Source organism: Aerococcus sp. HMSC062A02 (assembly GCF_001809535.1).
Classification (GTDB): Bacteria; Bacillota; Bacilli; order Lactobacillales; family Aerococcaceae; genus Aerococcus.
In genome coordinates this window covers 85,111-98,064 of record NZ_KV797946.1, presented here as the reverse complement: position 1 = coordinate 98,064, position 12,954 = coordinate 85,111, and the positions used below count along the sequence as shown (strand labels likewise).

10 protein-coding genes are annotated in these 12,954 nt (G+C 50.1%); 4 read left to right on the top strand and 6 right to left on the bottom strand.

Translation table 11 applies throughout. The features are described from left to right. Positions 1 to 27 precede the first annotated feature (27 nt). From fsa to sufC, 6 genes are all read right to left on the bottom strand, one after another. Positions 28 to 675 carry a fructose-6-phosphate aldolase gene (gene fsa / locus HMPREF2626_RS09170; RefSeq protein ID WP_070620403.1) on the bottom strand — a complete coding sequence of 216 codons (648 nt, stop codon included), beginning with the start codon at positions 673 to 675 and terminating at the stop codon, positions 28 to 30. 815 nt (positions 676 to 1,490) lie between these two features. Continuing rightward, entirely contained in the window at positions 1,491 to 2,891 is a 1,401-nt protein-coding gene (gene sufB / locus HMPREF2626_RS09165) for a Fe-S cluster assembly protein SufB (protein ID WP_070620402.1), read from the bottom strand. Next, positions 2,892 to 3,377, bottom strand: a complete 486-nt coding sequence (gene sufU, locus HMPREF2626_RS09160) for a Fe-S cluster assembly sulfur transfer protein SufU (RefSeq protein ID WP_070620399.1) — start codon at positions 3,375 to 3,377, stop codon at positions 2,892 to 2,894. It abuts the gene before it with no gap. Then, entirely contained in the window at positions 3,364 to 4,593 is a 1,230-nt protein-coding gene (locus tag HMPREF2626_RS09155) for an aminotransferase class V-fold PLP-dependent enzyme (protein WP_070620394.1), read from the bottom strand. Before HMPREF2626_RS09155 ends, sufU begins: the two co-directional genes overlap by 14 nt. After that, positions 4,586 to 5,881: a Fe-S cluster assembly protein SufD gene (gene sufD, locus HMPREF2626_RS09150; protein WP_246818951.1), complete on the bottom strand. Its 1,296-nt coding sequence runs from the start codon at positions 5,879 to 5,881 to the stop codon at positions 4,586 to 4,588. Before sufD ends, HMPREF2626_RS09155 begins: the two co-directional genes overlap by 8 nt. 18 nt (positions 5,882 to 5,899) lie before the next feature. Then, positions 5,900 to 6,667, bottom strand: coding sequence for a Fe-S cluster assembly ATPase SufC (gene sufC, locus HMPREF2626_RS09145; protein ID WP_070620391.1), 768 nt, complete (start codon positions 6,665 to 6,667; stop codon positions 5,900 to 5,902). A gap of 222 nt (positions 6,668 to 6,889) precedes the next feature. Between sufC and HMPREF2626_RS09140 the strand changes: the two genes are divergently transcribed. Genes HMPREF2626_RS09140 through HMPREF2626_RS09125 form a run of 4 tightly spaced genes read left to right on the top strand, consistent with a single transcriptional unit; the run spans position 6,890 to position 12,887 of the window. Next, the gene (locus tag HMPREF2626_RS09140; RefSeq protein ID WP_070620388.1) at positions 6,890 to 8,530 is read left to right on the top strand and encodes a class I adenylate-forming enzyme family protein; all 1,641 of its coding nucleotides are present in this window, start codon (positions 6,890 to 6,892) and stop codon (positions 8,528 to 8,530) included. Further along, complete coding sequence (locus HMPREF2626_RS09135; RefSeq protein ID WP_070620385.1) at positions 8,520 to 10,763, top strand: 3-hydroxyacyl-CoA dehydrogenase/enoyl-CoA hydratase family protein; 2,244 nt, start codon at positions 8,520 to 8,522, stop codon at positions 10,761 to 10,763. The genes HMPREF2626_RS09140 and HMPREF2626_RS09135 overlap by 11 nt, the downstream gene beginning before the upstream one ends. 12 nt (positions 10,764 to 10,775) lie before the next feature. Next, entirely contained in the window at positions 10,776 to 11,945 is a 1,170-nt protein-coding gene (locus tag HMPREF2626_RS09130; RefSeq protein WP_070620382.1) for a thiolase family protein, read from the top strand. Positions 11,946 to 11,957: 12 nt separating this feature from the next. Continuing rightward, on the top strand, positions 11,958 to 12,887 hold the full coding sequence (locus tag HMPREF2626_RS09125) for an NAD(P)H-dependent flavin oxidoreductase (protein ID WP_070620379.1): 930 nt from the start codon (positions 11,958 to 11,960) through the stop codon (positions 12,885 to 12,887). Positions 12,888 to 12,954 lie beyond the last annotated feature (67 nt).

The window sequence follows — 12,954 nt, the reverse complement described above, 5'->3', positions numbered from 1 at the left end:
CACTTCTACCCGCGCTCCCTCACACCCTTATTTATTAGAGAAGTTTTCCCAGTCTTTGAGGAAGCCCTCGATTCCGGAGTCGGTTAAGGGGTGTTTCCATAATTTAGGGAATAATTTGCCTGGGATGGTAGCGATGTGAGCGCCTCGTCGAACGACTTCTTCAAAGTGAGGCAGGGTCCGGATGCTAGCTGCAATAATTTCCGTATCATAGCCGTAGAAATCCAACATGTCCCGAATATCAGAGATCAGGGCATAAGCGTCTGTCCCAATATCTTCTAAACGGCCGACAAAAGGACTCACATAGCTAGCTCCAGCCTTGGCAGCCATGACTGCTTGGCTGAGGGTAAAGACCAGGGTTACATTGGTCTTGATGCCTTCTCCTGCTAATTGGTGGACTGCAGCCAGCCCAGCTTCGGTCATGGGGATTTTAACGACTACATTGGCTGACCACTTAGCCAGTTCACGTGCTTCTTTGACCATGCCTTCTGTATCTAAGCTGACCACTTCCGCGCTGACGGGCCCATCAACAACGGAGCAGATTTCCTTAATCACTTCTTCAAAAGGCCGTCCCTCACGCGCGATGATGCTAGGATTAGTTGTTACCCCATCTACCAAGCCCAAAGCGGCGATGCGTTTGATTTCACCCACATTGGCTGTATCTAGGAAAAATTTCACCTGATCTCCCCCTTATAATCATTTTTTAATTTTATATCTTCATTCTACCACACCCTGCCAAGACCTAACAAGCTATATCCCAGTTAAAAAGTTTTAGGCAATTGAAATATAAATGTTGGTAGGGATTTCAAGTGTACAAGTTTAAAATCCGAGCATGGTCATGGCTAGGAAAGTAGAATAAGAAAGAAATAAGAGCCTTTCGGGAAGATATTGGCTATCATACATGCAGAGCTTTTTCTAGTATGCTTGATTCATTTAGTATACAGTAGCTTATGAAAAAGTATCTGTTTCAGATTATTTACATATCTTTCCATAGTTAGTTAATCAAACTTTTTTCACCTTGTGACTAAGGGGGCTAAACTTACTTCCCTTTATAGTTATTGTAGCAAAGGAGACGATAGGCAATGGATATTCTATCCACAGACTAAATCTCTACTTCTAGAGGCTGGGACAAAAGTTCCAGCCTCCTTTTAAATAACAAACATTTTTCAAAAAACTACTCCAAAAGTCAGGCCTGACATCCACTTCACGAACTATGAGAAATCGTTAGTAAACGTTTTCTCTTAGTTTGCTCCAGTGCTTCAGGCCTGATCGACTTTTGTCATACTCTCTTTTGTATCTCCAAGCACTCTATAAATTTCCAGCTAAATAAAAAGACGCCCAGCGTCATCTGATGGATGGACCACCACGACGACACTGGACGTCTCTAGCTATTTTATAAAAATTACCACACAAATTTTTCCTAGGGGCAAGATTTGAAGAGATTAACGATGACAGAGCTAAGAAAGGCCTGGCCATCAACCTCCTATCATCTTCTAGCCTACAGACCCTTCCATTTCATAAGAAATCAGACGGTTCAATTCAACCGCATATTCCAGTGGGAGTTCCTTGGAGAAGGGTTCTACAAAGCCCATGATAATCATCTCAGTCGCTTGGCCTTCGGTGAGGCCCCGGCTCATGAGATAATAGAGCTGTTCTTCTGAAATCTTGGAGACCTTGGCCTCGTGTTCCAAGTCAACTTGGGAGTTATGGATCTCGTTCATCGGAATAGTATCTGACTTGGAGTCCTTGTCGATCAGGATAGTATCGCATTCAATGTGGGACTTAGAGCCCTTTGAATTTTTACCAAATTTCACATCCCCTAGGTAGTCGGTGATTCCTGACCCCTTGGCGATCGACTTGGAGATAATAGAAGATGAGGTATGAGGGGCATTGTGGATCATCTTGGCCCCAGTATGTTGGTGCTGGCCTGAATTCGCAAAGGCGACAGACAACATGGTTCCCCGGGCCCCTTCGCCATCCAAGTAGCAGGATGGATATTTTTGGGTAAGCTTGGCGCCGAGGTTGCCGTCTACCCATTCCATGGTCGCATTTTTACCAACCTTGGACCGTTTGGTAACCAGGTTGTAAACATTGTCCGACCAGTTTTGGATGGTGGAGTAGCGGCAGTAACCCCCCTCTTCAACGAAGATCTCAACAATCGCAGCGTGCAGGCTGTTGGCCGAATAAGTTGGGGCCGTACAACCTTCGATGTATTCCACTGAGGCCCCTTCGTCGACAATGATCAGAGTCCGTTCAAACTGCCCCATGCTTTCGTCATTCATCCGGAAGTAGGTCTGGAGCGGGATGTCGACCTTAACACCCTTAGGCACATAGATAAAGGTCCCCCCTGACCAGACACTGGAGTTGAGGGCCGCTTGGAAGTTATCCGATGGTGGCACTAAAGTAGCGAAGTATTTTTTGAAGAGTTCGGGATATTCTTTCAAGGCCGTATCGGTATCGGTGAAAATAACCCCTTGGTCTTCATAAATTGCCTTGGTGTTGTGGTAAACGGCTTCAGATTCATACTGGGCCACGACACCGGCTAAGCTATCCCGTTCAGCTTGGGGGATCCCAATCCGTTCAAAAGTTTCTTTAATCTTATCAGGGACATCATCCCAAGTTCTGGAATTCGTATCTGACTTCTTCTTATACAGGGTAATGTCATTTAAATTTAAGTCGGAGATATCTGGGTTCCAGTCCGGAATGTGACTGTTTTGAAAGCGTTTAAGGCTCTTGAGTCGGAAGTCTAACATCCACTCAGGTTCCTCTTTTTGGGCGGATATTTCACGGATGACTTCCTCAGTTAGGCCGGTATCAATCCCAATTTCAACTTTGGAATCCACATCGTCGTGAAAACCATATTTATAATCATCAATTACTGGAAGTTCACTCATTTATTCGTCTTCCCCCTCTTCTACATCTTCTTCAACTGTTTCTTCGTCACTATGAATACCTTCTTGGAGGGCCTGCCAACCTAAAGTGGCACACTTGACCCGGGCCGGAAACTTGCGGACTCCAGATAGGAGGGAAGCTTCGCCGAGTTGGTCATGGTAGTCAGTATCCTCATCCAATTCAGGCAAGGTAATCATTTCATTAAAATTATGAGCTAAGCTAAGGGCTTCTTCCACAGTCTTGCCCTTAATTAAGTCCGTCATCATACTAGTACTTGCCGTAGAGATAGCACAACCTTGGCCATGGAAGGCGAGGTCTGTGATCTTGTCATCTTCGATCTTCAAGTCTAAGAAAATGACATCACCGCAAGTTGGATTGAGCATTTCAATCGTCTGAGTGGCCTGGTCCAAAGCCCCATGGTGGTGGGGATTTTGGTAGTGGTCCACGATGACAGCGCGGTATAGATTTTCCATTTTAGATAAAGCCATCGGTGAAAAATTCCTCCACTTCTTTTAAGGCGCTGACTAAGCGGTCAACATCAGCTTTCGTATTATAGTAAGCGAAACTCGCCCGGGCAGTTGCCCCTTGGCAGAGTTCCCGCATCAAGACCTGGGCGCAGTGGTGTCCGGCCCGGACAGCAACGCCTAGTTGGTCAAGACCAGTTGCCAGATCATGGGGGTGGACCCCTGCCAGGTTGAAGCTAATCACACCGTGGTGGTGGTCTGGATTAGCAGAGCCGTATATAGCCACCGCCTCATAGTCAGCTAGGGCAGCCATGGCATAGCGGGTAAGTTCTTTTTCATGGTCGGCAATGGCCGCCATCCCACCGACGCTCTCAATCCAATCGAGAGCCGCCGAAAAGGCAACTACACCAGCTATATTTTGCGTCCCGCCTTCGAATTTATAAGGCAGCTCTGCCCAGCTGCTTGATTCACGTTGGACCAGGGTAATCATCTCGCCCCCGTACTCCAAGGGTTCCATGTCTTCGAGAAGCTCGCGCTTGCCATAGAGGATACCCACCCCGGTCGGCCCATAGACTTTGTGGGCACTGAAGCAATAGAAGTCGCAGTCCAGGGCCTGGACATCAACGGGTAAGTGGGCCGCTCCCTGGGCCCCGTCCACTACGATATAGCCTTGGTTATCATGGATGACTTGAGCCAGGGCTTGGATATCTTGGGCAGAACCGAGCACATTGGAGACGTGGGAGATAGCCAGGATCTTAGTTCGATCGCTTATCGCTTCCTTCAGATCTTCGGCTGTCCAGATCCCCTCCTGGTTCATCTCCAGATAGCGTAACTTAGCCTGGTTACGCTTAGCTGCCTCTTGCCAAGGGATGAGGTTGGAATGGTGCTCTATCGGTGATATTAAGATTTCATCGCCAGGCTCAAGCACGGCATCCGCAAAGCTGCGGGCAATCCAGTTGATGCCCTGGGTCGTGCCCTTGGTGAAGATGATTTCTTCTCTTTGGCCGGCATTGATAAAGGCTTGCACCTTGTCGCGGGTTCTTTCATAGGCCTCGGTTGCCCGGTTGGCTAGGCTATGGACTCCGCGGTGGATATTGGCATTGTCGTGGAGATAATAAGCTTCTAGGGCATCAATTACTGCCTGAGGTTTCTGAGTGGTTGCTGCATTATCCAAGTAGACCAGGTCTTCATCATTCACTTTTTGCTTGAGAATGGGGAAATCCCGGTAAATATTAGTCATTGTCAATAGCCATCAACTTCTTATCTATAATTTCAATTAATTCTTCACGCATTTCTTGTAAAGGAATCGCTACAATCACACTACCTAAGAAGCCACGAATTACTAAGCGTTGGGCTTCTTTGCCGGAAATTCCCCGACTCATCAGATAGTAGAGTTCTTCCTGGTCGACCCGGCCCATGGAAGCGGCGTGGCCTGCCGTCACATCATTTTCGTCGATCAATAGGATAGGGTTGACATCGCCCCGCGCCCGGTCAGAGAACATCAGGATCCGTTCTTCTTGTTGGGCATCAGCGCCTACTGCCCCACGGTAGATGTGGCCAATCCCATTAAAGGCCAAGCGTGAGCGGTCGAGGATGACCCCTTTTTGGTAGATATGACCGACACTGTGACGGCCATAGTTGGAAACTCGGGAGTTGACCCCTTGCGTTTGCTTGCCATCCGAGATGCCGACCACATTCACATAGCTGACCGAGCCATCTCCGATCAATTCAGCATTGTAGTCAGCGACCACATTGCCATCGTTAAGCATACCGACGGCCCAATCAATCCGCGCTTCAGGGCCACAGTGACCGCGGCGGGTAATAAAGCCCGTCGTATTTTCGCCGAGTTCGTCCAAGGCAGCATAGTGGACTTCTGCATGGTCAGCTGCAATGATTTCGGTTAAGATATTAGCAGAATTGGCTTGGTCGCCATGCGTTTGGAAGCGTTCCACAAAGCTGAACTTGGCATGGGCTTCTGCCACAATCAAGACATGGTGGTTATAGGCCAAGTCTTGGCTGGCATCTTGGAAGGCGTTGACAACAATCGGTTCTTCGACCTGCACATTTTCAGGGACATAGAGGAAAATCCCACTATTCATATAGGCCGTATGGTAGGCGGTAATCTTGTTGTCGCCTGGTTTAGCGGCCTTGGTCATATAGTAGTCCTTGAAGAAGTCTGGGTAAGCTTGCATGGCTTCGAAGATATCCATCAAGATAACCCCTTGGTCCTTCAAGTTCTGGCTCAGGTCCAAGCTCAGGGTCTGGTCGCCGAATTGGTTCATGAGGGCTTCTTGTCCCTTGTGTTGGTAGCGCTCATCCAATTCAAAGTCTGTGGTCCCTTCCCCCTGGATCTTGGCTCCATATAGAGGCCAGCGTTTGACATCCATCTTAGGGGTATCGGGTAAGTCTAAGTGATCAATATTTTGAAAAGCTTTCTCTCTCAAGGCAAGTAAAAATGCAGGTTCCTTTTTAGCTTGGGAGAAGGCTTGTATGGCTTGCCAGTCTTTCTGGCTCATTTGTTCTGACATAGAATCCTCCCTTATCAGCTAGTCTTCATCCAATTCGATGTTAAGCTCTTGTGCAAGGCCCTTGTAGCCTTCAGCTTCTAGTTTTTTAGCCAGCTCAGCATCACCAGATTTGACTACCCGGCCGTCCATCATCACGTGGACATAGTCAGGCACGATATAGTCTAAGAGACGTTGGTAGTGGGTAATGATGAGCGAGCCAAACTTATCACCACGCATGGAGTTCACCCCATTGGCGACAACCTGTAAGGCATCAATATCTAGTCCAGAATCAATCTCATCTAAGATAGCAAAGGTTGGTTCAATCATCAGCATCTGTAAGATTTCATTACGTTTCTTTTCCCCGCCTGAGAAGCCTTCATTGAGGTAACGTTCTGCCATTTCTTCAGGCATTTCTAAAACTTCCATCTTGTCATCAAGCTTTTTAATAAAGTCCATGACGGAAATTTTATCGTCTTCTGGCCGTCTGGCATTGATCGCTGCGCGCATAAATTCCGCATTGGTAATCCCAGGAATTTCAGAAGGATATTGCATGGCTAAGAATAAACCAGCTAGAGCCCGCTCGTCCGTTTCCATTTCCAGGATATTTTCGCCGTCTAATAAGATTTCACCTGAGGTCACTTCAAAGGCTGGGTGGCCCATGATGGCAGCAGATAGGGTAGATTTCCCTGTCCCGTTAGGCCCCATGATGGCATGGACTTCCCCCGTATTGATGGTTAAGTTAACCCCTTTTAAAATTTCATTCTCTTCTACTGAAACATGTAAGTCTTTAATTTCTAATGTCGACATAATGCCCTCCTTATAAAACAATCGTTAGTCTCTTCTTATTCTAGTCTATTTGATAATACTTTTCAAATATGTGAACCAAAAGACTCTCTGACTCGTCATTGACTTGAACCATTCTAAATTAATTCTAGCCTTCAGAGATCAATTGACGAAGTGGAAAGCGTTTTAACTTCCCCAGTTTTTAGTTATAATGACTAGTAGTGATTGATAGAAAGGAAAAGCGAAATGCCTATTGATGTTGAATCTCTATATAACCGCCGTAACGATAGCCCCTTCAATCGGACACTTGTTGGCGACCTCTTAGAAAATCTCGGCCATAACCGTCCTGATGACACCGCCCTCGTCGGCGGACCAGGCGCTTACAGTCTACCCGACCACCAAGTCTTGAACTATGGGACTTATAATAGCAAGGCTAACCAATTTGCCCAGAGGCTCGACCAGCTTGCCCTCGAACGAGCCAGTCGTATCCTCTTTATCTGCGAAAATTCAACTGAGGCCCTAATTGCTAAGTTTGGAACAGCCAAAGCTGGCATGGTCTCGGTACCCGCTAATCCCAATTTCTCAGAGGATGTCATGGCCCATGTGATTGACCTGACCCAGCCTTCTGTCCTCGTCATCGATGCCGAATTTATCCCCAAATTCGACAGCCTATTAGCGGGCCACAGCTTCCAAGTTAAGCTCGCCATTCCAATTGGTGGACAAGTCGCCGCTTCCTACCAGGACTTTAATGCTTATTTAGCCGACCAGCCCAGCCAGCAACCGGACCGCTATCCCCTCCATGGCGATGACATTTGGGAGATCCTCTTTACTTCGGGAACGACCTCCTGGCCCAAGGGCGTCATGATCAGCCACCATTACAGCTACCATGCGGCCTCTATCTACGGCATGCACATGAGCCGGGGCGTGGACCAAATCCACCACTACCGCGTGGCTTCCTTTCTCCCACTCATCTACCACTGTGCCGATCTCACCCTGGCTATTTCCGCCATGCTCTATGGCGGCACTTTAATTTTCGGACGTCGGCAAAACGCTCAGGAAATGGCCCAAGTCCTGGCTCAGAGCCAGGCCACGGCGCTCTGGACGGGGCGGATTGATATCATGGAAGCAGTCTTTGCAGCAGCTGACCGAGAAGACCTAGACCTGACCAGCCTTAGCTGTCTGCTCTACGCCTATTCTCACTTAGAGCCCGAACTTTATCAAAAGATCCAAGCCCACTGCTCGCCACGAGTCCAAGTCATCAATTCTTTCTCCCAGACCGAAGTTCTTGCCGGCTTTAGGCTCTACCATGCAGGCAATGAAGCCCTCTTAGCCGACCATCCAGGCGAGAATGTGATCGGGACGGCCGATGCCCGCCTCCAACAAAAACTTGTCAGCCCAGACCAAACGATGACTGGCGAAGTCGCCTACCGGTCACCAGCCGCCTTTTCAGGATACTATCGCAATCCCAAAGATACAGAAGAAGCTATCCAGGATGACTGGTTCCGTTCCGGTGACCTGCTAAAGCTAGAAGCAGCTGACCGAGCCATCATGGTCGACCGGAAGAAGGATGTAATTAAGACGGGCGGCGAAAACGTCTCCTCTGCCCGAGTAGAGACCATCCTCCTCCGCCATCCTGAGATCAAACAAGCTGCCGTGCTGGGAATGCCTGATTCGCATTGGGGTGAAGCCGTCACGGCGGTGGTTGCTTCCGACACACTCAGCCCAGCCGATGAGAAGCGCTTGATTAGCTTTTGCCACGACCAGCTGGCCGGCTTCGAATGCCCTAAACGCATATATTTTAAGCCCCACTTAGACGAATCGATCGGGGGCAAAGTTAAAAAAGCCTCCCTCAAATCATGGATAAGGAGTAGAGAAAATGAAGAATAAAATCACTATTATCGGTAGCGGCTTTATGGGTAAGCAAATTGCTGCTGCCTTCGCTAATGCCGGCCTAGCAGTCTGCCTGGTCAAGTATGGCAGGGCTAGCGATGAAGACATGGCCCAGATCCAGACCGCCTGCCAAAAATTAATCCATCATAAGAAAGCTAGCGGAGCTCTCAGCGTCATCAGCTATCAAGACTACCGCCAAGAAGGACAAGTCAGCGGCCTAGTGATCGAATCCATTATTGAAGACCTAGGAGCAAAAAAGGACCTATTCGCAGACCTAAGTCAAATTTTAGGGCCTCAAGTGATCTTAGCTAGCAATACCTCCAGTCTATCCATCCAGGCCTTAGCAAATGACTTGGATACCAGTGCCCAAGAGCGCTTTCTCGGCCTCCATTTCTTCGCCCCGGTGACCAGCAATCCCCTAGTGGAAGTCGTTCCCCATCCCGTTTTTCCCGAAGACAGGCTGCAAAAGCTCTGCCAGTGGCTCAGCAATCGGGTGGGCAAAAAATATATTATCGCCCAGGATGTCACCGGTTTTGTTGCCAACCGGATCGCCTATTACAGCAACTATGACATCATGTACCGGGCGGAAGCTGAAAACTGGCTGCCTAGTCAGACCGACGCCCTGTCCGGCAAGTACCTGGGTCGGACCAAGATGGGGCCCTACCGGCTCGTCGACTATACAGGCTTGGACCTCTTCGAACAGGCCCTGGCCAACTACCAGGAGGATCCGACCTGCCAGGACTACTTCCCTTCCCGCTCAGCCCATCTTCCCCTCCTAGAAGCTAGCTACTATGGGGACAAGGTCGGCCAAGGCTACTACAAAAAAGACCAGGGCAAACGCTATCACTATAACTTCCAAAAGCAAGCCTACGAAGCGACCAGCTTCCCCCGCTTTGACATTATGGATAACTTAGACCAGCTAGACACTAGGGATCGTTTCCAAGCTATCCTAGATGCTGAAGACCCCTATGGCCAATTTATGGCCCAGAGCCTGGTCAACCTGCTCGCCTTTGCCGCTCAAAATGTAGGTATCGCCTGCCAGGACTACCGGGATATTGACCGGGCCATGGTTTGGGGTTACCAATGGACATACGGCCCCTTCCAGATCTGGGACTTGATCGGCTTCGACCAGGTGAAGGACCTCCTAGCCAAGCGCCAGGTCAGCCTACCGGGCTGGCTGGAAAACTTCCAAGGCCCCTTCTATCCCGATAGCCACTGCCTGGCCCGCCACCAGTCCTTGGCAGCTTATGATAAAGACCTGATCCTCGACCAGGGGGCGGATTATAGGCTCTACCCGGGGCCCAATCAGACTTTGGTCTTTAGCCTCGAAGCCAAGAACAGCGTCATTAATTTAGATTTGTTAAGGGGCTTGGACCAAGCCCTGGACCGCCTGGAAGACTCACCGGCTATTGGGCTGGTTATTTACAGTCCCCAGGAGCATTTTTCTCGAGGCTATGATATCAAGGCCTTTGAAGCCAGTATTGCCCAAGACCGTGTGGTTGAAGATTGCCAGATTTCTTTTGATCTCGGCCATCGCATTATACAGCGGATGAAATATAATCAGAAGCCGATCGCTGTAGCCTGCCGGGGCTACTGCCTGGGTGGGGGAGCCGAGCTTGCCCTCCACGCCAGCCGGATTTTTGCCAGCCCCCAAGTTAAGATGGGCCTGCCTGAAGCCAACTTAGGCCTCATTCCTGGAGCAGGAGGCCTGGTCGAGCTGGCGGAACGCATTTATACAGCAGCTATGACCCGGATGGAGCGCAAAAACCGCCTGCTCGCTTGTTTCGAAACGGTCGCCTATGGAAAGATTTCGGCTCACGCTAAAGAAGCCCAAGAGCTGGGCTATCTCACTGAGGAAGACGTTATTGTGCCCAACGAAGACTATCTCCTCGAAGCCGCTATCGACTGGCTCACTTACCAGGGCCGCTACCAGAGCTTCCGCCCTCAATTTCCACAATCTTATCCTGTTTTGGGCAAGGAATTCATGGCCCTGGTCATGGGGACCACCCAGAATTGGCGCCAAGGTCTCTTTATTAGTGACCATGACAAGTACCTAGCCGATGCCATTGGTCAGGTCTTAGCTGGTGGAGAGCTTGCTATGGGGATCCAAGTCTCCCGCGAGGACTTATTAGAAGTCGAAAAGACCGTCTTTAGCCAGCTTTTAACTAGCCAAAAGACCCAGGACCGCATCCAACACTTTGTCAAGCACAAGACCATCTTGCGTAATTAGAAGGAGGAAACTATGTCTGAAGCTTATATTGTCGCCTTTGCCCGGTCAGCTGTGGTCAAGGGCAAGCCCACTGGTCAATTTGCCTATGATCCGGCAGAGGACATCGCTGCCCAGGTGCTCCAAGGCTTGATCCAGAAATTAGGCCCCCACTTCGATCCCCAGCTAATCGATGACCTGATCGTTGGCTGCTCCATGCCAGAAAACCGCCAAGGGGGAAACATTGCCCGTAAGCTTGGCCTAGGCGCGGGCCTTCCCTATGAAGTTCCCGCCGAAACTATTAACCGCTTCTGCGCCTCTTCCCTGCAGGCTCTGGCCCATGCCAGCCAAGCTATCCAGGCCGGCCAGGCAGACTTGATTATCGCGGGGGGTCTAGAATTCCAATCCACCACCCCCTACGCGAGTCTAGAAGCCCACAATAACTATGCCCTAGAAAGTCAAGGCTGCCATCTGAGCGATTGGATGGGTTTGACAGCTGAACGTGTCGCAGAGGACTATCAGATTAGCCGTGAGGACCAAGACCAATTCTCTGTCGACAGCCACCACAAGGCCCACCGTGCCCAAGCTGCTGGCAAATTTGACGCAGAAATCATTCCCGTCAAAGCCCATACTGCCCAGGCCCGTCAGAGTCAGCTAGTTCAAGCTGACGATGGCATCCGTCCCGATACCAATCTGGACCAGGTCAGCCGGCTCAAGCCAATTTTCAAACGAGGGGGGACCGTCACCGCTGCCTCCTCCTCCCAGATTTCCGATGGCGCCAGCTTTTTAGCCCTTGTTTCAAAATCAATGCTAGACCAGCTCCAGCTCAAACCCCTGGCGATCTTTAAGGGCTACCAGGTAGCTGGCGTTGACCCCGCTGTCATGGGCATCGGCCCCGTCCCAGCCATCCAAAAATTACTCACCCGCCAACAGATTAGGTTGGACCAAGTCGACCTCATCGAACTCAACGAAGCCTTTGCAGCCCAAACCCTGGCCGTGATCAAGGCCCTCGATTTAGATATCGATAAGGTTAACCCCAATGGCGGGGCTATCGCCCTGGGGCACGCCAACGGAGCAACAGGGGCCGTTCTCAGCTGTAAATTATTAAACGAAATGGCGAGACAGCCTGAATCCCGCTACGGCCTTGTCTCCATGTGTATCGGCGGAGGCATGGGAGCTGCGGCTCTCTTTGAATCTTTATATTAGGAAGGTGATTGCATGACATTTTTTCAAGAAATAGGTGTCCAATATCCGATTGTTCAAGGGGCTATGGCGCGCATTTCCAAGCCTCAATTAGTGGCAGCCGTGAGCCAAGCGGGTGGCCTCGGTATCTTATCCAGTTACGGTCTATCGGCAGATGAGCTAAAGGCTTCCTTGGATGAAATCCGCCAGCAGACCAACCGGCCCTTCGGTGTCAATCTCATGCTCCAGCAGGATAATATTTCGGACCTCCTTCCCATCCTCTACCAAGAGGATATTGCGGTCGTCACAACAGGAGCAGGGACACCCAAGGCCTTTGCGAAAGACTTGCGCGCTTCAGGGACCCGGATTGTTCCCGTCATTGCCTCGGTTAAGCATGCTCAAAAAATGGGCAAGCTGGGCGTCGATGCTCTCATCGTTGAAGGCCGAGAAGCCGGTGGTCATATCGGACAGAGCTCGACTCTGCCCTTGCTTCAAGCGGTCCGCCAAGTGACCCAAGTCCCTCTCATCGCAGCGGGAGGCTTTGCGACTGGGGCCAGCCTTCTTGCGGCCCAGGCCCTGGGTGCATGCGGCATCCAAATGGGGACGCGCTTCCTAGCCTCTGTGGAATGTCCCATACCAGATGCTTATAAGGCTGCTATTCTAGCGGCTGACGACCAGGGCACGATTGTCACGGGGCAAAGCTGGGCACAAGCTGTCCGCAGCCTCAAAACGCCCTTCCTAGAAGATATCCTAGCGGCAGAATTCAAGGGCCAAGACCCCGCCAACATCCAAGCAGCCCTCAAGCAATCCTATCAGAAGGCGCTAAGTGACGATGAATTCGACCAGGCCAGTCCCATGGCTGGGGAAAGTGCTGGCGCCATCCATGATATCCGCCCCGTTCAAGAAATTATCGACCAAATCATAGAAGAAGCTCAAACAGCCCGCCAGCAGCTTTGCCAAGACTAGACAAACAACAACAAAAAGCCTCCCAGTCAGTTCACACATCAAACTTGACTGGGAGGCTTTTCTTTCC